An 18,909-nucleotide genomic window follows, 5' to 3' on the forward strand; every position below is an offset into this window, starting at 1 on the left:
GCGCGGTCCTCGCCATTGGCGCCGGGCATCGCGATCGACCACCGACATCCCCGCGCCCTCGGTCGCGCGTACCGGCACCGTGGCCGGATCGAAATCCTCCAGACAAAACACGTTGACGCCGAAATGATCAGGCGCGGCGCGCTTGCGGTGAAAAACGTAGATGCCGCAGCGTGAGCAGAAGAAATGCTTCGCGCGGTGCGTATTCCATTCGTAGATCGACAAAAGATCTTCGCCGCTCTCAACGGTGAGCGCGCTCTCATGCACCTTCGTCATCAGCGCGTTCTTCTGCCGGCACAACGAACAATCGCAGGTCGTCAGCTCTTCGATGTCTGACACGAGGCTGAACGTCACCGCGCCGCAGTGGCAGGATCCGCGATAGGTCGGCATGTTGGTCTCTTTCCGTCCTGATATGCCCGAGCATCGGCGAGGCGTGCCCGCCGCACAACAGATGGATTGCACGCAGAACAATGTTTGGTGATCGCCAGGACCTCCACCGGCTTGTGATCATTCAGCCATGATCGCTGACTAGCAGAGTTCATGTGGAGTTCATTTCGAGTTCCCTAGCCTTCCATCTGTCAGACCTTCGACCTGCCAAGACCAACCATCCCCTCAAGGAGGAGACTCTCATGCCAGCATTGCTTCGTCCCGCCCTCGCCGCGCTCGGCGTCGCGTGCCTTGTGTCCGCAGCATCGCTTGCTTCCTCCAGCACCGCGTTCGCGCAAGCCAAGCCGGCTGCGCCCGCCCAGGAGGCCGCGCCGGCACAGGCGCCGGCGCTGAAGCAGATCGCGCTCACCGACAAGCAGCTCGACAGCGTGCTCGCGGCGCAGAAGGACATGGACGCGATCACGGAAAAGCTTCCCGAAAACTCCGCGCCCGACCAGAAGGTGATCGGCCAGCTCGACGGCGTCGCCAAGAAATTCGGCTTCACGGGCTATGACGACTACAACAACGTCGTCGACAACATCAGCCTGGTGCTCGGCGGCTTCGACCCCGCGACGAAGAAATATGTCGGCACCGAAGCTGTGATCAAGGCGCAGATCGCCCAGCTCCAGGCCGACAAGAAGATGCCGGCCAAGGACAAGAAGGAAGCCCTCGACGAACTCAATGAAGCGCTGAAGACCCCGGCGCCGCAGGTCGAGAACAAGGGCAATATCGAGCTCGTCGGCAAGTATTACGACAAGCTCGTTGCTGCGCTCGGGGATGACGAGAACTGAGCCCGCAACGCTCGTGTCCCGGACGTACTGCAGCGTAAAACGCTGCTGCGCGGAGCCGGGACCCAGAGAGCTCCGGACTTGCGGTTGCATGGGCCCCGGCTCTGCAGCGCGCCGTTGAAGGGACGCTGCGCTGCGTCCGGGGCACGAGACCGAGTCCAGACCAAAGAGAGCCCCGGAGAGATCTCCGGGGCTTTTGTCGTTTTTAGACGCCGCGAACCGGCCTCACGTCCTCGTCCGCATCCGCATCATGAAGCTGTCGTAGCTCAGCTCCGCGACCTGCATCCACGCCAGCGACTCGTTCCTGAAGGCCGACAGGCTCGTGTACATCTTGCCGAAATGCGGGTTGGTCTTGGTGAGGTCCGCATAGATCTCGTTCGCGGCGGTGTAGCAGGCCTCGAGCACCTCCTGCGGAAACGGCTTCAGGATCGCGCCGGCCACCAGCAGGCGCTTGAGTGCCGGCGGGTTGACGTAATCGTATTTGCCGGTAACCCAGGTGAAGGTGTCGCGCGAGGCCATCTCGATCACGGACTGATAGTGCTTCGGGAGCGCGTTCCACTTGTCGAGATTCATGATGTTGTGGCCCTGGCCGGTGCCTTCCCACCAGCCCGGATAGTAGTAATATTTGGCGACCTTCACGAAGCCGAGCTTCTCGTCGTCATAGGGGCCGACCCATTCGGCTGCGTCGATGGTGCCCTTCTCCAGCGCCGGATAGATGTCGCCGCCCGCGATCTGCTGCGGCACGCCGCCGACCTTGGCGATGATCGTGCCGGCAAAACCGCCGACGCGGAATTTCAGTCCCTTGAAATCCTCCATCGACTTGATCTCCTTCCGGAACCAGCCGCCCATCTGGGCGCCGGTCGAACCGGTCGGAATGCCGATCGTGTTGTGCTCCTTCAGGAGGTCGTTGAGCATCTCCGTGCCGCCGCCGAACAGCAGCCAGGAAATATGCGCGCGCGTGTTCAACCCGAACGGCAGCGACGTGCCGAAGGTGAAAGCGGGGTTCTTGCCCCAGTAATAATACAGCGCTGTGTTGCCCATCTCGACGGTGCCGTTCGACACCGCATCGAGCACCTGCAGGCCCGGGACGATCTCGCCGGACGCGAATGGCTGGATCTGGAATTTGTTGTCGGTGGCTTCGGCCACGCGCTTGCAGAAATATTCGCAGCCGCCGTAGAGCGTATCGAGCGCCTTGGGCCAGCTCGCGGCGAGCCGCCATCTCACCTCCGGCGACGACTGCGCAATCGCCGGCGCGGCAACCGCTGTGCTTGCCGCCAGCCCGGCGCCCGTTACTTTCAGGAAATCACGACGTTTCATGCGTATCCCTCCGTTGTGCCGATTGCTCGACTTAAGGGAACGATCTTCGTGTCGTCTTGGGTTCGCCGATAACCGACGTTGTGTTTTGCTATGGTGAAGGTGTGAGCGTGTCCGACGGCCCTTCAGGGCTCTTGGTGGATCCCGTGCGTTGCGGTTCCGTCGTCAGGATGATCGCTTGCCCGGGGATAATCAAGCGTCGTCGGTTCGCTCGCAGTTGCGAAGGGGGGCGTCTCATCCATGAGATGGGAGCACCGACGAAAAGTCGTCATGCCCGGGCATGTCCCGGGCATCTACCTTCTTTGTGCTGCGTGGTCAGGCGTGGATGGCCGGGACAAGCCCGGCCATGAGGAGCATAGGAATAGCAAAAGCCCCGGAGATGGCAGCATCTCCGGGGCTTCTTCGTCTCCAGTCGTGGGGACGGCTCAGCGCCTCACGTCTTCGTTCGCATCCGCATCATGAAGCTGTCGAAGCTGAGCTCGGCGACCTGAAACCACGGCAACGCCTCGGCGCGGTAGGCGGACAGGCTCGCATACATCTTGCCGAAATGCGGATTGGTCTTGGACAGTTCGGCATAGGTCTCGTTGGCAGCCGCGTAGCAGGCTTCGAGAACGTCCTGCGGGAACGCCTTCAACGTCGCGCCCGCCACCAGGAGCCGCTTCAAGGCCGGCGCGTTCAGCGCGTCGTACTTGCCGGTGATCCAGGTGAAGGTATCGCGCGAGGCGGCATCGATCGCGGCCTGATAATGCTTCGGCAGCGCATTCCACTTGTCGAGATTGATGATGTTGTGGCCCTGGCTCGTGCCTTCCCACCAGCCCGGATAGTAGTAGTACTTCGCGACCTTGACGAAGCCGAGCTTCTCGTCGTCATAGGGCCCGACCCATTCGGCCGCGTCGATCGTGCCTTTTTCCAGCGCCGGATAGATGTCGCCGCCGGCGATCTGCTGCGGCACCGCGCCGAGCTTGGCCATGATGGTGCCGGCGAAGCCACCGATGCGGAATTTCAGGCCCTTGATGTCGTCGAGCGTCTTGATCTCCTTCCGGAACCAGCCGCCCATCTGCGCGCCGGTCGATCCGGTCGGAATGCCGTAGACGTTGTGCTCCTTCAGGAGGTCGTTCACGAGCTCCTGCCCGCCGCCCCACAGCAGCCAGGAGATCTGCTGGCGCGTGTTCAGTCCGAACGGAAGCGCGGTGGCGAAGGTGAAGGCGGGGTTCTTGCCCCAGTAGTAATAAAGCGCGGTGTTGCCCATCTCGACGGTGCCGTTCGACACGGCGTCGAGCACTTGCAGGCCCGGGACGATTTCGCCGGCCGCGAACGGCTGGATCTGGAATTTGTTATCGGTGATCTCGGCAACTTTTTTGGCGAAATATTCGCAGCCGCCATAGAGCGTATCGAGCGACTTCGGCCAGCTCGTGGCGTGGCGCCACCTGATTTCAGGCGACGACTGCGCGATCGCAGGCGCGGCGACGGCGGTGCTTGCAGCGAGGCTCGCGCCCGTCACCTTGAGAAAATCACGACGTTTCATGCGTATCCCTTCCATTGCGTCGATGCGTCGAGCAGGGAACGATCTTGGTGTCGTCTTGGCTTCGTCGAGGATCGACGTTCTCTTGTTGAGATTGTTGAGCGTTTCCGAATGGCCCTGATGGGCTCTTTTTTGCTGGAAGCCGGGCGTTGCGGTTCCAGCCTGAGGATGGCCGGGCGCCCTGCGATAATCAAGCCTCCTGCCGCCCTCGCAGCTGCGAACGCTGGCAGACGAAAGTCGGGGGGCACCGGCGAGCTGCTGGTTCTTTGGGCAGCAGCTCCGAAGGCAGTGCGCTCCCTCCCCCGCTTGCGGGGGAGGGCTGGGGAGAGGGTGCATCCACAGTGAGACTCCCCCAGAGGTGAGAGCCCTCACCCGGCGCTACGCGCCGACCGCTCCCGCAAGCGGGGGAGGTGGGGAGCCCGTGGTCGTGGTCTTTTCCCCCCTCAACCTTCCTTGGTGAACGCCGCCTCCATCGCCTTCCTTGTCCTGATCGTCTCGTTGGCCGCATCGAACTCGACATCGCTCCAGCGCACGATCTCGCCATGGGCGACGTCGTGCTTCAGCTTCAGCCGGTGCGCGAGGCCGATCGGCAGGGCACCCGCCTTCAGGCTCGTGGCCGCCGGTACCAGCTTGCCCCACACCGTGTAGCCGCCTTCGCCGTCCAGCATCTCGCCGGCGCGCAAGGCGCGCTTGGCGACGGATGCGACGTCGCCGCGGAAGCTGTAGGGCTGGCCGGTCGGCTCGCCCCGCAGCGCAGCGGAGAGGATCGAGATGTTCAGCTCCAGCCCGATCAGGTGGTAGGGCTTGTACATCGCGGCAAAACGCCCGCTGCCGTCGGTCTTCAGGCCGTACTGCCGGAAGCAATCCGCGGCGTAGTCGTTCGGCGCCTCCAGCACGACATAGACGCCCCAGCGCAGGTCGCGAAATACCGGCCTTCCGTCGCGTTCGAGCGAGGAGACGACTTCGACCACGCCGGACCGCTCCAGCACGCCGCCGCGGGATCGCGGCCGCATGATGTGCGGGAGGTCGTCGACGCCGCAGGGCGGAAACAGCAGCCCCTCCGAGGGCACGTCGAGGCCGCAGGCATTTGCGATCGCGGCCATCTCGATCGCCGATTTGGTGCCGTCGAGGAAGGAATTGAACATCTGCGGGTTCATGCCGGCCGACTGCGCCTCTCCGGCGGTCAGTCCGTAATGCTGCCAGACGCCGTCGGGCGTGACGTCGTGATAGGCCGGCAGGTATTTCGTACCCTTGCCGGCGGCAACCACGCGAAAGCCGGTGGCGCGGGCCCAGTCCACCATCTCCGCCGTCAGCGCCGGCTGGTCGCCATAGGCGAGCGAATAGACCACGCCCGCTTTGCGCGCCTCCTCGGCCAGCAGCGGGCCCGCCAGCACGTCGGCCTCGACGTTCACCATCACGACATGCTTGCCCGCCGCGATCGCAGCGCGTGCGTGCCTGATGCCGACCGCGGGATTTCCGGTCGCCTCCACCACCACGTCCATCGCGCCGCCGGCGATGGCGCGCGCGCCGTCATCGGTAAACACCGTGGCCGCGATCCGCTCGGCGGTCCAGCCGACCGTGCGGCAGGCCTCGCGCGCGCGGTCGCGGTCGATGTCGACGATGATGGGCACTTCCAGCCCCGGCGTGTGCGGCACCTGCGCCAGAAACATCGAGCCGAATTTGCCGGCGCCGATCAGCGCGACACGGACGGGCTTGCCGGCGGACGCGCGGGCCTGGAGGAGGCGAAAGAGGTTCATGGGGAAATGTCCTGGGCGTAACAATCTAAGCTCGTCATTCCGGGGCGCAACGAAGTCGCGAGCCCGGAATCCATACTCCCGATGGTGGTTATGGATTCCGGGCTCGACGCTACGCGCCGCCCCGGAATGACAATTTACTCCGCCGCCTGCCGCGGTGCCCGTGCAAGCCGCACCAGCGCGTCGTCCTCCACCGTCTTGATCGGCGCAAAGTCGCGGTGCGCGATGTACTCCGGCCGCGTGGGGGTGCGGATGTAATTCGAGACCGCGTTCAGCGTCAGGTACACGATCTTGCGCGGATAGGGCGTGATGTTGCCGGCGGAGCCGTGCACGAGATTGCCGTGGAACATCAGCATGCCGCCGGGCTTGCCGGTCGGCGCGACGATGCCGCCCTGCTTGACCAGCCGCGTCACCGTGTCCTCGTCCAGCGTCCACAGCGGATAGGACGTCGTCGCAAGGTCGTGCGAGGCCTTGAGGTCGCCGGCGTGCTGGCTTTGCGGCACCAGCATCAGGGGCCCGTTGATCGGCATCACCTCGTCGAGGAAGATCGCGATGTTCATCGCGCGCGGCTCGGGCATGCCGTCGTCGCGCTTCCAGGTGCCGTAATCCTGGTGCCACTGCCAGACGTCGCCGGTGAAGGCCGATTTCGCGTTGATCTTGAACTGGTGCATGTAGACCGGCTCGCCGAACAATTGCTCCACGGGATCGATCATGCGCGGATGCGCGCCCAGAATGCCGAACGCCTCGTTGTAGAGATGCGCGGCAAAGGCCGTGCGCGGCGCGCCGCTCTTCTCGCGCCAGACTTCCGGCCGGTTGGCGTCATAGATGCCGACCGCCTCGCGGGCGAGGAGATCGACCTCCTCTTGGGCAAACAGCTCGGGCAGGAACAGCCAGCCCTCGCGGTGGAAGAACTCCAATTGCTCCTGAGACAGTTTCATGGGTCGTCCTCCTGTTTGATTTTTGTTGTCATTCCGGGGCGCGCGAAGCGCGAGGCCGGAATCCATTTCTCCGCAGCGTATGCCGTCTGATGGATTCCGGTTCGACGCGGCGCGTCGCCCCGGAATGACAGCTACGCCGCCGCCTCGTCCGTCGCCCTCAATCTTTCCTCGGTCATCCGTCCTGCTGTCTGCGCATGCGCCAGCGCGGTACGTTCAGCCGCTTTCGCGTCGCCTGCGAGAATGTGTCTGGCGATGTCGGCGTGTTCGGCCCACGCGCTGCCGCGATAATCCAGCTCCGACAGCACCGTCGCCATCGAGCGGCGCATATGCGGCCATTGCGGCGAGATCGTCTCCTCGATCACGGGATTGCCGGCGAGCTGATAGATGGCGCGATGAAAATCGACGTCGAGCGTGATGAGTTCGGCCAGCGAGGTCTTGCGATCGATGCCGCGTCCGGCGGCGAGCGCCGTCTCGAGCCGCGCGCGTCCGGCCGCGTCGGTGCCTGCGCGCATCGCCGCGAGCCGCGCCGCGAGCGCGTCGATCGCACCGCGCACCTCGTAGAGCTGGCGGATGCGCGCGGGATCGAGCTGGGTGACTTCGAAGCCGCGCTTGCCGCTCTCGGCGACGAGGCCCTGCCGGTGCAGCAGATGCAGTGCATGCGACACCGGCTGGCGCGACACGCCGAGCTTGTCGGCAAGCTCGTTCTGGCGGATGCGCTGGCCGGGCTGAAGCGTGCGGTCGGAGATCGCCTCCAGGATTCGCGCATAGACCTGGTCGATCAGGTTCGGGAGCGGGTCGAGAGGGATCACGGCGGCGGCTCCAGAAAAGGAATACGGAATTCCGTATTCGAAGGTATCGCAGGAGGGAGGACGCCGTCAAGAAGGGTGTCGCGGCCGATGCTGACTCTAACCCTTTGATATCGCTAGAGTCGCCTACTGTGCATGGGGTTGTTTTCGCGGAATCGACTGCTATGCCGCCAGAAACGTCGTGACGGCGTCGCCGAACTCGAGCGGCGCCTGCTCGAACATCCAGTGCCCGGCATTGGCGATCACCGCCGTCTGGCTGCCCGCGATGTGCTCGGCCAGGACGCGCCACATCACCGACAGGCTGCCGGTGGTGGCGCCGCCACCGATCAGCAGCGTCGGCGTCCGGATCGCCTGCGCGTCCGCGAGCGTGTAGGGCCGTCGCTGCTCGTTGATCTGGCCGAGGAAGGTGAGCGCATTGTCGCGCAGTTGCTGCTTCGCGGCGGCCGGCACGCGCCGCCAGGAGCCGTCGCCCTCGATGCCCTCGTAGAAATTCTGCAGCGCGCCCTCGATGTCGCCCGCGCGGATCATCTCGACCGAACGCACCGTGCGCGCGGCCAGCGGCGGATGCGCCGGCGTGCCGTCCGGCACGGGCAGGCTGGCGTCGAGATCGCCGCCGGGTTCTGCCAGCACCAGCTTGCGCAGCAGATCGGGCCGCGCCTGCGCCACGCGAAACGCGATGTGGCCGCCGCGCGAATGGCCCATCAGATCGACCGGGCCAGGCTGGACCTGCTCGATGAAGGCGATCATGTCAGAGACGTGCTGCGCCATCTTGTAGTCTTCGCCGACGGCGTCCCAATGCTCGGGGAAGAAGTGCCGCAGGCTGACCGAGATCACCCGATGGTTCTTCGACAGCGGGCCGAGCACCGAATACCAGGTGCGGAAATCCCCGAGCGTGCCGTGCACGCAGACCAGCGGATGGCCGTCTCCGACTTCGAGATAAGCCATGTCGTAACCGTTGACGCGAAAGCTCTGCATGATCAGCTCGCCAGGAAATCGAGAACGACTTCGGAGTATTTTTGCGGCGCCTGCTCGAACATCGGATGCGTCGCGTTCGGGATGATCGCCGTCTTGGAATAGGGCACATGCGCGGCCAGCGCATGCAGCACCTTCGGCAGCAGGCCCTTGGTCCGCGCACCCAGGATGAACAACGTCGGCATCCTGATCGCTTCCGCGTCCGCCTTCGAGAACGGCGGGCGGTTGTCGCGAACCTGGCCGATCAGCGTATAGGCGTTGTCGCGCAGATTCTGCTTCACCATCGCCGGCAGCCGCGGCCAGGTGCCGGGGCCCTCCAGCGTGTCGACGAACACGGCAAGGCCGCCGTCGACATCGCCGGCGGCGATCTTCTCCGCCGACGCCGTGAAGCGCGCCAGCAGCGGCGAGGGGCCGCCGGCATAGTCAGGGTCAAGGCTCGCATCGAGCTCGCCGCCGGGCTCGGCCAGGATCAGCCGCCGCAGAAGATCCGGCCGCTGCTGCGCCACGCGGAAGCAGATGTGCCCGCCGCGGGAATGGCCCATCAGGTCGACCGGTCCGAGGTCGAGCGTCTCGATGAAGGCGATGACGTCCTGGACATGCTGGGTGATCGAATAGGTATCGCCGACGCCATCCCAGCGTTCCGGGAAGAAGTGCCGCAGGCTGACGGCGATCACCCGGTGTCGCTGCGTCAGCGGCCCGAGCACGCAGCCCCAGACGCGGAAGTCGTTGAGCGAGCCATGCACGCAGACCAGCGGCGGCCGTCCCAGGTCTTCGCCCACGTCGAGATAGGGCATGTCGTATCCGTTGACGTGGAGGCTTTGCATTCTCGGTTCTCGAAGTGTTGGCGCGCGAAAGGGGGGCGGAACTCCTGTGCAAGATTCCCGGAAACCGGGTGGATCGCAACTATTTCCAAGCCTAGATTTAGGCCGAGATCACATTGGGGGCATGCGACAAGGACGCAAGCCAGGAACCAGACATGACCGACCAGCATTTTGCCCTGTTCGATACCAGGATCGGCCTCTGCGCCATCGCCTGGGGCCCGCGCGGCATCAACGGCACGCAACTGCCGATGGGCGGCGAGGACAAGATCCGCACCCGCATCAGCCAGCGCCATGCCGACGCCACCGAGGCCGAGCCGACCGCCGAGGTGCGCGAGGCGATCGACCGCATCGTCAAGCTGCTCGCGGGCGAGCCTGATGACCTCACCGATATCCCGCTCGATCTGGACGGCGTGCCCGATTTCAACCGCGGCGTCTACGAGATCGCCCGCGCCATCCCGCCCGGCAGGACCATCACCTATGGCGATATCGCAAAACAGCTCGGCGGCGTCCAGCTGTCGCGCGATGTCGGCCAGGCGCTCGGCCGCAATCCGTGCCCGATCGTGGTGCCCTGCCATCGCGTGCTGGCGGCCGGCAACAAGCCCGGCGGCTTCTCGGCCAATGGCGGCGTGGTGACCAAGCTGAAGATGCTCGAGATCGAAGGCGCGCTGGTGAATCACACGCCGAGTTTGTTCGATTGAGGCTGTTTGTGCCGGAGTCGTAGGGTGGATTAGCCGAAGGCGTAATCCACCCCTTTTTGGCGCTGCGCGAGAAGAGGTGGATTACGCTTCGCTAATCCACCCTACGGATCCCGCCCTAAATTTTCGCCGCCGTCTTCGGCCAATACTTGTCGCGCAAATGCCGCTTCACCAGCTTGCCCGTCGGCGTGCGCGGCAGCTCGGCCTCGAAATCGATCGAGCGCGGGCATTTGATCGCGGAGAGACGCGTCTTGCAGAACGCGATCAAATCGGCCTCCAGCTCCTTGCCCGCACGCGTCATGTCGTGCGGCTGCACCACGGCCTTCACCTCCTCGCCCATCTCCTCGTTCGGCACGCCGAACACGGCAACGTCCGCGATATCAGGGTGGGTGATCAGCACGTCCTCGGTCTCCTGCGGGTAGATGTTCACGCCGCCGGAGATGATCATGTAGGATTTGCGGTCGGTGAGGAACAGGAAGCCGTCCTTGTCGAGATAGCCGACGTCGCCGAGCGTCGACCAGCCTTTTGCGTTGTAGGCCTTCTTCGTCTTCTCGGGGTCGTTGTGATACGCGAACGCGGGCGCGTCGGCAAAATAGACCGTGCCGATCTCGCCCACCGGCTGCTCCTCGTCGTTCTCGTCCAGGATCTTGATCTTGCCGACCACGGCGCGGCCGACGCTGCCGCGATGTTCCAGCCATTGCTGCGAGTTGCAGACGGTGACGCCGTTGCCTTCCGAGCCGGCATAATACTCGATCAGGATCGGGCCCCACCATTCGATCATCTTTGCCTTCACGTCGACCGGGCAGGGGGCGGCGGCGTGGATGGCGCCCTTGAGTGTCGAGACGTCGTACTTGGTGCGGACCTCGTCCGACAGCTTCAGCATGCGCACGAACATGGTCGGCACCAGCTGCGATTGCGTCACCTCGTATTTCTCGACCAGCTTCAAGAACTCCTCGGCGTCAAAATGCTCCATGATGATGGAGGTGCCGCCGAGCACGATCGCCATCATGTTGAAGCGCAGCGGAGCTGCGTGATAGAGCGGCGCCGGCGAGAGATAGGTGCTCTCCGCGTTCATGCCGCACATGTCGGCGCAGAGCACCCGCAGGAAGGCATTCGGCACGTCGATCTTGTTGCCCTCGAAGGCTTTCTTGATTCCCTTCGGGCGCCCGGTGGTGCCGGATGAATAGAGCATGTCATAGCCGGCGACCTCGTCCGCGACCGGTGTTGTCGGCTGCGCGGCCGCTTCCTTGTCATAGGAGCGGAAGCCGGCTTGCGGCTCGTCGACCATGTAGAAGACCGGCTCGCCGGGCGCGCCCTTGATCAGGGCCTTGATCTGGTCGGCGCATTTCGGCGTGGTGATGACGACCTTGGCGCCGCAATCGCCGATAATGTAGTCGATCTCGTCCTGCTTCAGATAGCGGCTGATCGCGGTGTAGTAGAGCCCGCTGCGCTGCGCCGCCCAGCAGATCTCCATGAAGGCGAGACGGTTCTCCATCAGCAGCGCGATGTGATCGCCCGCCTTCAGGCCCAGTGAGCGGAACAGGTTTGCGCCCTGGTTCGAGAGCTCGTCGAGCTCGCGATAGGTGATCGCCTTACCTGTGCTGGCCATCCGGTAGGCGATCTTGTCGGGCGCGGTCCTGGCGTAGATGGACGGATGGGTCATGGCGTTTCCTCAAAAAAAGCGAGCGGTGAATGGCGACAGGGGCGGAAGCCGCTCCCTGTCCCCACTCGCCACTCGCCATTTGTTGTTCGCTTTTCTTCTTACAGTCGTTCGACGATCGTCACGTTCGCCATGCCGCCGCCTTCGCACATGGTCTGCAGGCCGTAGCGCTTGCCACGCTGGTGCAGGGCGTGGACCAGCGTCGTCATCAGCTTGGTGCCGGAGCCGCCGAGCGGGTGGCCGAGCGCGATGGCGCCGCCGTTGACATTGAGGCGCGCGGGATCGGCGCCGGTGGTCTTCAGCCAGCCGGTCGGAACCGAGGCGAAGGCTTCGTTGACCTCGAACAGGTCGATGTCGTCGATCTTCATGCCGGCCTTCTCCAGCGCGCGCTTGGTGGCATGAAGCGGCGCATCGAGCATGATGACGGGATCGCCGCCGGTCATGGTCATGTGGTGGATGCGCGCGAGCGGTGTCAGGCCGAGCTGCTTGAGGCCGCGCTCGTTGACGACCATCACGCCGGAGGCGCCGTCGCAGATCTGGCTGGCGCTGGCGGCGGTGAGCTTGCCGTTCTCGGCGATCAGCTTGACGCCCTTGATGCCGTCGAGCGTGGCGTCGAAGCGAATGCCCTCGTCGATGTGGTGGGTGTCCTTGGTGCCGTCGGCGCGGGTGATCTCGAGCGGCACGATCTCCTTCTTGAAGTGGCCGGCCTGCGTGGCCGCGATCGCGCGCTGATGGCTGTTGTAGGAATATTCGTCGAGATCATCCTTCGACAGGCCATACTTCTCGGCCATCATCTCCGCGCCGGTGAACTGGCTGAACACGATGTTCGGATATTTGTGCTCAATGCCCGGGCTCTTGTAATTGCCAAAGCCGTTCTTGGCCGGGAGTTGCGAGGACAGGCCCATCGGCACGCGCGTCATCGATTCCACGCCGGCGGCGATCACGACGTCCATGGTGCCGGACATCACGGCCTGCGCTGCAAAGTGCAGCGCCTGCTGCGAGGAGCCGCACTGGCGGTCGATCGAGGTGCCCGGCACGCTCTCCGGCAGCTTCGAGGCCATGATCGCGTTGCGCGCGACATTGTTGGACTGTTCGCCGACCTGCATCACGCAGCCCATGATCACGTCCTCGACCAAAGCGGGATCGACCTTGGTGCGATCAACCAGCTCGTCCAGCACCTTGGCGGCGAGATCGGCTGGATGCCAGCCGGCGAGGCGGCCCCCCTTGCGCCCGCCGGCGGTACGCGCAGCGGCGACGATGTAAGCCTCGGCCATTTCGGTCTCTCCCTGGATTGTTCTGTATCGCGTTGGGTTGTCGCGGCGGATTTAAGAGGTGGCTGATCGTTTAGTCAATCGATCAATTAATTCTTGTGATGAGGCGCTGCTTCGGCTTATCTGCGCTCCTCTCTTGCGGTCAAAACAGGGACCTCCGTGGCTACCAGCGTACCGAACAGGCTCCCCAGCGGAAAAAATTCCACGGCAGAGAAATTGCTCGTGGCCGCCAGCGAGTTGATGATCGAACGCTCCTCGATCGAGATCTCGCTGTCCGACATCGCCCAGAAGTCGGGCGCCAATGCCGCGCTGGTCAAATATCATTTCGGCAACAAGGACGGCCTGCTGCTGGCGCTGCTCGAGCGCGACGCCGGGACGGAGCTGTCCAATCTCGAATATCTGCTGGCCCAGCCGATCACGCCGACAGCGAAGCTGAAGCTGCATATCGGCGGCATCATCCGCGCCTATCATCGGTTCCCCTACATGAACCGGCTGATCCACTATCTCCTGCACGAAAGTGTTGCCGGCTCCGCCGACGAAGTTTCAAAGTTCTTCGTCGCGCCGCTGCTGGACTTCCACCGCCGTCTGCTCGCCGAGGGCGTCAGTCGCGGCGAGTTCCGGGCCACCGATCCGGTGCTGTTCTACACCAGCCTGATCGGCGCCTGCGATCACCTGTTCTTCGGCCGGCACGCGATGTCTCGCGCGACCGGCGTCGGCCCGGTCACCGACGACGTCTGCCGGCAATACATCAAGCACATGGAAACGCTGATCTGCGGCGGCATCCTCGCGCAAGCCGGGGAAGCTGCTGCGGCCGGATAATCCGGCCAGAACGTAGAAGTCTAGAGAAGAAACGCCCAAGGAAAGGTACAAGCGATGGAATTGAAAGACGTAGCCGTTCTCATCACCGGCGGCGGTTCGGGCCTCGGTGAAGCGACTGCCCGCGCCATGGCAGCCAAGGGCGCCAAGATTGGCGTGATCGACCAGAACAAGGACAACGCCGAGAAGGTCGCCGCCGAAGTGAAGGGCGTAGCCCTCCATGCCGACGTCACCAGCGAGGAGCAGATCAAGGCGGCGATCGCGAAGGCGGAAGCCGCGCATGGCGTTGCCCGCGTGCTGATGAACTGCGCCGGCATCGGCGGCTCGCAGCGTATCGTCGGCCGCGACGGCGTCTATCCGCTCGAAAAGTTCGCGCGCATCATCAACGTCAATCTGATCGGCACCTTCAATTGCCTGCGGCTGTTCGCCGAGCGCCTCGTCACCATCGAGCCGGTCGGTGAAGAGCGCGGTGTCATCATCAACACCGCCTCGGTTGCCGCCTATGAAGGTCAGATCGGCCAGATCGCCTATTCGGCCTCGAAGGGCGGCGTCGTCGGCCTTACCCTGCCGGCCGCGCGCGACCTCGCCAGCCAGAAGATCCGCGTCAACACCATCGCGCCCGGCCTGTTCTTCACGCCGCTGCTGATGGGTCTGAACGAGGAAGCCCGCAAGAGCCTCGGTGCCCAGGTGCCGCATCCTTCGCGCCTCGGCGATGCCAAGGAATATGGTTCGCTTGCGGTGCACATCGTCGAGAACCCGATGCTGAATGGCGAGACCATCCGTCTCGACGGCGCCATCCGCATGGCTCCGCGGTAGGCGCTTTCTTCCTTCTCCCCTTGTGGGAGAAGGTGGCGCGCTCTTGAGCGCGCCGGATGAGGGGTCTCTATCCGCGGAGACAGACCCCTCACCCAAGCGAGTATGTGGCCAGCGATTTACATGCCCTCTCCCGCAAGGGGAGAGGGCACAACAATCGGCACCGCCAAGACCGGTAAGCAGGAGCGCCCCATGTCCCAACCGCTGCTGATCGAGCATGACGACGGCGTCGACCGGGTGACGCTCAATCGGCCCGAAAATCTCAACGCGCTCGATCCTGCGTTGATCGATGCGCTCAACGTTTACTTCCAGGGTCTCCAGCGTAACCGCGACACGCGCGTCGTCGTGTTGCGCGGCGCTGGCAAGAATTTCTGCGCAGGCCTCGACCTCAAGGCCGCGATGGCCCGCCGTGCCGGGCAGCAGGAGCCGCCCGGCGTGACCGAGTCGCTGGACTCGCAGCGGCGCATTGCCGACATCGTGATGCTGATGCGGCGCTGCCCGCAACCAATCATCTCTCTGGTGCAGGGCGCGGCGGCCGGCGGCGGCTTTGCGCTGGCGCTCGCCTCCGACATCCGCATCGCGACAAAATCGGCGCGGATGAACTGCGCCTTCATCAAGCTTGGTCTTGGCGGCTGCGACATCGGCACCAGCTACTTTCTGCCGCGGCTTGTCGGCGTCTCCGTGGCGTCCGAGCTGATCCTGACCGGACGTTTCATCGGGGCCGATCGCGCGTTGGCGGTCGGGCTCGTCTCCGAGGTCGTCGACGAGGACAAGCTCGATGCTGCGGCCGCGCCTTACGTCGATGCGATGATGACGGCCTCGCCCGTGGGCCTGCGCCTGTCGAAGGAATGTCTCAACATGAGCGTCGATGCGGGATCGCTGGAGGCTGTGATCGCGATGGAGGACCGCAACCAGGTCCTGTGCAGCCGCTCCGAGGAATTTTCGGAAGGCATCAGGGCCTTCCTTGAGAAGCGAAAGCCTGTCTATATCAAGCGCTGAACCACGAAGATCCGCAAAGGACAGTAATTCCGGGAGACGCAAAATGAGTGGAAGCGCGGCGGCGGTGATGACGAAGCCCGCCTTTCGCAAGGTCGAGTGGCTGGCGCGCGACATCGATGTCGAGCGGCGCGCCGACGGCACGGTGGTGCTGAAGTCGCGCATTCCGCTGCAACCTTACGAGAAGCACATCCCGGCTTCGCTGGCGAAATGGGCAAAGGAAGCGCCCGAGCGGATCTGGCTGGCGCAGCGAGGCGGTCCGAACCGCGAATGGCGCAAGGTGTCCTATGGCGAGGCCAAGCGCACCGTGGATGCGCTGACGCAGGCGCTGCTTGATCTCAAGCTGGACGGCCGGCCGGTCACGATCCTCTCCGGCAATTCGATCGAGCACGCGCTGATGACGCAGGCCGCGATGCAGGCGCGCGCCCCGGCTGCGCCAGTGTCGCCGGCCTACTCGCTGATGAGCCATGACCACGTCAAGCTGAAATATCTGTTCGACCTGATCAAGCCGGCCGTGGTGATGGTGCAGGACGGTCCGGCCTTCGAGAAGGCGCTGAAGGCGCTCGATCTCACCGGCGTCACCGTTGTTCACGTCGCGCGTCCCTGCGAGGGCGTCAAGAGCATCAGCTTTGCTGAATTGGCAGCGACGCCGGTGACGGCTGATGTCGAAGCGTCGATCGCGAAGATCACGCCCGATACTGTCGGCAAGCTGCTGTTCACGTCCGGTTCGACCGGCATGCCCAAGGCCGTCATCAACACGCAAGCCATGATGTGCGCCAATGCGGCAATGATGATGCAGGTGCGGCCGCGCAATCCGAGCGGCCCTGTTACGACCATGCTGGACTGGATGCCATGGAACCATACCATGGGCGGGAATGCGGCGTTTCACCCCGTGCTGGTCGACGGCGGCACGCTCTTTATCGACGACGGCCGGCCGATGCCGGGCCAGTTCGAGGAGACGCTGCGGAATCTGCGCGAGATCTCGCCGACCTATTACGCCAACGTGCCCGCCGGTTACGCCGCGCTCGCCGCTGCCATGGAGAAGGACGACGCGCTGTGCCGCTCCTTCTTCAAGAACCTCGCGATCATGGCCTATGGCGGCGCCCGGCTGCCCGACGATCTCTATGACCGCATGCAGGCCCTCGCCGTGAAAACCACCGGCGAGCGGATCGTGTTCTACACCGGCTGGGGCTCGACCGAGACGGCGCCGACCTCGACCGGCACCTATTGGGACACCGAGCGCGTCGGCCTGATCGGCCTGCCGTTCCCCGGCGTCGAGCTGAAGATGGTGCCGTGCGGCTCGAAATACGAGCTGCGCCTGCGCGGTATCAACGTCACGCCCGGCTACTTTGGTCAGCCGGACCTGACCAGGAAGATGTTCGACGAGGAGGGTTTTTACTGCATCGGCGATGCCGGTATCTTCGTCGACGATGCCGATCCGGTGCAGGGCATCATCTTCGCCGGCCGTGTCGTGGAGGACTTCAAGCTCACCACCGGCACCTTCGTTCATGTCGGCTCGCTGCGTACCGATGCGATCGCGGCCGCAACGCCGGTCGTGCATGACGCGCTGGTTGCGGGACAGGATCGGGCTTTCATTGGGTTGCTCGCCTGGCCGAATTTACACGCCTGTCGCCAGCTCGTCGGCAATCCCGATCTCAGCTTCGAGGAGGCCGTAAAACATCCCGAGGTCATCGCCTGCTTCAAGCGCGGGCTGGAGACTCACAACAAGGAATGTGAAGGCGCCAGCAGTCGCATCATCGGCCGCGCGATGTTGATGGCCGAGCCGCCCTCTATCGACGGCAACGAACTCACCGACAAGGGCTACATCAACCAGCGCGCCGGTCTCGAGCGCCGGGCTGCGCTGGTGGAGCGGCTTTATGCGGACAGGCCGGATCAGGATGTGATCGTGCTGAAATGAAGACGACACTCTCTCCATTCGTCATTCCGGGATGGCCCGCAGGGCCAGGCCCCGGAATCCATAACCCCGGCTGGTGGATATGGATTCGGGCTCGCCGCTACGCGGCGCCCCGGAATGACGGCATCAATTCAAGCGACAGACAATAAAAGGTAGGCGGCCATGAACTTCGATTTCTCCGACGACCAGAAGCAGCTCCGCGACCAGGCGCGCAAATTCCTCGCCGAAAAGTGTTCTCCCAAGGCGGTGCGCGTCGTGCTCGACGGCAAGGCGCCCTATGACAAGGAGCTCTGGAAAGGCCTCGCCGAAATGGGCTTTCTCGGCGTCGCGATTCCCGAGGATTTTGGCGGCGCCGGCGCCGGCCATCTCGAGCTTTGCGTGATTGCGGAAGAGATGGGCCGGGCCAACGCGCCGGTGCCGTTCTCCTCGACCGTCTATCTGGCGGCGGAAGCACTGCTGATCGCGGGCAGCGATGCGCAGAAGAAGAAGTGGTTGCCGGCTATCTCTTCGGGCGATGCGATTGGCACGCTGGCGCTGTTCGAGGGCAAGGGCAATCCGGCGCCGAAGAACGTCAAGCTGACGGCTGCGAATGGCGTGCTCAACGGCGTGAAGAAGCCGGTCGCTGACGGTGCAATCGCCGACTTCGCGGTGGTTGCCGCGCGCACCGGCTCCAGCGGGCGCGACGGCGACATCTCGCTGTTCCTGGTCGATCTCAAGGCTGCCGGCGTCGAGGTGAAGAGCCTGACCAATCTCGATCCGACCCGCGGCCAGGCCGAGATCATCTTCAAGGACGCCAAGGCCGAGCCGCTCGGCGCCGGCGGCGACGGTTGGAGCATCCTCACCCAGGTGCTCGACCGCGCCGCAGTGCTGTGCGCCTTCGAGCAGGTCGGCGGCTCCGACCGCGCGCTGGAGATGGGCCGCGACTACGCGCTCGACCGCATCGCCTTCGGCCGCCAGATCGGCTCGTTCCAGGCGGTCAAGCACATGCTCGCGGACATGTATGTGTCGGCGACGCTGGCGCGCTCCAACAGCTATTACGGCGCCTGGGCGCTCTCCACCAACGCATCCGAATTGCCGGAAGCCGCCGCGGCCGCGCGTATCAGCGCAACGCAGGCGTTCCAGCACTGCGCCAAGAACAACATCCAGGTTCACGGCGGTATGGGATTCACCTGGGAGTTCGACTGCCACATGTACTACCGCCGCGCCAACGCCATGGCGCTGGGCCTCGGCAGCCTGTCCTATTGGGAAGACCAGTTGATCGACCGCATGCGCAAGAAGAACGCGGCGTGATGGGATCGTAGGGTGGGTTAGCCGAAGGCGTAACCCACCATCGACCGACAAGGCTCGATAGAATTGGTGGATTACGCCTTCGGCTAATCCATCCTACGGACAACAGAGAAGCACC

17 protein-coding genes (1 of these 17 cut by a window edge) are annotated in these 18,909 nt (G+C 64.2%); 7 read left to right on the top strand and 10 right to left on the bottom strand.

What is annotated here, in order from left to right; all coding sequences use genetic code 11:
* A protein-coding gene (locus PMI42_RS14715) for a GFA family protein (RefSeq protein WP_008135349.1) crosses the window boundary here: on the bottom strand, positions 1-387 show its 5' portion. Its footprint begins 12 nt before the window's first position; 387 of the gene's 399 nt are visible here — the first part of the coding sequence; it begins with the start codon at positions 385-387; the stop codon falls past the left edge of the window.
* Between the two features lie 239 nt (positions 388-626).
* On the opposite strand from PMI42_RS14715, the gene PMI42_RS14720 reads away from it, so the two are divergent.
* Positions 627-1,214: a hypothetical protein gene (locus PMI42_RS14720; protein WP_008135352.1), complete on the top strand. Its 588-nt coding sequence runs from the start codon at positions 627-629 to the stop codon at positions 1,212-1,214.
* A 222-nt stretch (positions 1,215-1,436) separates the two neighbouring features.
* Here PMI42_RS14720 and PMI42_RS14725 read toward each other — a convergent pair whose 3' ends face one another.
* From PMI42_RS14725 to PMI42_RS14755, 7 genes are all read right to left on the bottom strand, one after another.
* Positions 1,437-2,528 carry a TRAP transporter substrate-binding protein gene (locus tag PMI42_RS14725; protein WP_008135354.1) on the bottom strand — a complete coding sequence of 364 codons (1,092 nt, stop codon included), beginning with the start codon at positions 2,526-2,528 and terminating at the stop codon, positions 1,437-1,439.
* A gap of 430 nt (positions 2,529-2,958) precedes the next feature.
* Positions 2,959-4,050, bottom strand: a complete 1,092-nt coding sequence (locus tag PMI42_RS14730; RefSeq protein WP_008135355.1) for a TRAP transporter substrate-binding protein — start codon at positions 4,048-4,050, stop codon at positions 2,959-2,961.
* Positions 4,051-4,490: 440 nt separating this feature from the next.
* A complete protein-coding gene (locus PMI42_RS14735; RefSeq protein WP_008135357.1) occupies positions 4,491-5,804 on the bottom strand; it encodes an NAD(P)H-dependent oxidoreductase in 1,314 nt (437 codons plus the stop codon).
* Positions 5,805-5,938: 134 nt separating this feature from the next.
* On the bottom strand, positions 5,939-6,739 hold the full coding sequence (locus tag PMI42_RS14740; RefSeq protein WP_008135359.1) for a phytanoyl-CoA dioxygenase family protein: 801 nt from the start codon (positions 6,737-6,739) through the stop codon (positions 5,939-5,941).
* A 131-nt stretch (positions 6,740-6,870) separates the two neighbouring features.
* Complete coding sequence (locus PMI42_RS14745) at positions 6,871-7,548, bottom strand: GntR family transcriptional regulator (RefSeq protein WP_008135361.1); 678 nt, start codon at positions 7,546-7,548, stop codon at positions 6,871-6,873.
* Between the two features lie 159 nt (positions 7,549-7,707).
* The gene (locus PMI42_RS14750; protein WP_008135363.1) at positions 7,708-8,520 is read right to left on the bottom strand and encodes an alpha/beta fold hydrolase; all 813 of its coding nucleotides are present in this window, start codon (positions 8,518-8,520) and stop codon (positions 7,708-7,710) included.
* 2 nt (positions 8,521-8,522) lie between these two features.
* A complete protein-coding gene (locus PMI42_RS14755) occupies positions 8,523-9,341 on the bottom strand; it encodes an alpha/beta fold hydrolase (RefSeq protein WP_008135366.1) in 819 nt (272 codons plus the stop codon).
* Positions 9,342-9,493: 152 nt separating this feature from the next.
* On the opposite strand from PMI42_RS14755, the gene PMI42_RS14760 reads away from it, so the two are divergent.
* Complete coding sequence (locus PMI42_RS14760) at positions 9,494-10,036, top strand: methylated-DNA--[protein]-cysteine S-methyltransferase (RefSeq protein WP_008135367.1); 543 nt, start codon at positions 9,494-9,496, stop codon at positions 10,034-10,036.
* A gap of 115 nt (positions 10,037-10,151) precedes the next feature.
* On the opposite strand, the gene PMI42_RS14765 is transcribed toward PMI42_RS14760, so the two are convergent.
* On the bottom strand, positions 10,152-11,696 hold the full coding sequence (locus tag PMI42_RS14765) for an acyl-CoA synthetase (RefSeq protein ID WP_008135369.1): 1,545 nt from the start codon (positions 11,694-11,696) through the stop codon (positions 10,152-10,154).
* A gap of 98 nt (positions 11,697-11,794) precedes the next feature.
* Positions 11,795-12,967, bottom strand: coding sequence for an acetyl-CoA C-acetyltransferase (locus PMI42_RS14770; protein WP_008135370.1), 1,173 nt, complete (start codon positions 12,965-12,967; stop codon positions 11,795-11,797).
* 213 nt (positions 12,968-13,180) lie between these two features.
* Here PMI42_RS14770 and PMI42_RS14775 point away from each other — a divergent pair, with 213 nt between their 5' ends.
* The 5 genes from PMI42_RS14775 to PMI42_RS14795 all read left to right on the top strand — a co-directional run bounded on the left by PMI42_RS14775 (position 13,181) and on the right by PMI42_RS14795 (position 18,794).
* The gene (locus tag PMI42_RS14775; RefSeq protein WP_035965707.1) at positions 13,181-13,783 is read left to right on the top strand and encodes a TetR family transcriptional regulator; all 603 of its coding nucleotides are present in this window, start codon (positions 13,181-13,183) and stop codon (positions 13,781-13,783) included.
* A 54-nt stretch (positions 13,784-13,837) separates the two neighbouring features.
* Complete coding sequence (locus tag PMI42_RS14780) at positions 13,838-14,596, top strand: SDR family NAD(P)-dependent oxidoreductase (protein WP_008135372.1); 759 nt, start codon at positions 13,838-13,840, stop codon at positions 14,594-14,596.
* A gap of 189 nt (positions 14,597-14,785) precedes the next feature.
* On the top strand, positions 14,786-15,592 hold the full coding sequence (locus PMI42_RS14785; protein ID WP_008135373.1) for an enoyl-CoA hydratase/isomerase family protein: 807 nt from the start codon (positions 14,786-14,788) through the stop codon (positions 15,590-15,592).
* 43 nt (positions 15,593-15,635) lie between these two features.
* Entirely contained in the window at positions 15,636-17,507 is a 1,872-nt protein-coding gene (locus PMI42_RS14790; protein WP_008135374.1) for an AMP-binding protein, read from the top strand.
* Positions 17,508-17,666: 159 nt separating this feature from the next.
* On the top strand, positions 17,667-18,794 hold the full coding sequence (locus tag PMI42_RS14795; RefSeq protein WP_008135375.1) for an acyl-CoA dehydrogenase family protein: 1,128 nt from the start codon (positions 17,667-17,669) through the stop codon (positions 18,792-18,794).
* Positions 18,795-18,909: the final 115 nt, after the last annotated feature.

Source organism: Bradyrhizobium sp. YR681 (assembly GCF_000282615.1).
GTDB lineage: Bacteria > Pseudomonadota > Alphaproteobacteria > Rhizobiales > Xanthobacteraceae > Bradyrhizobium.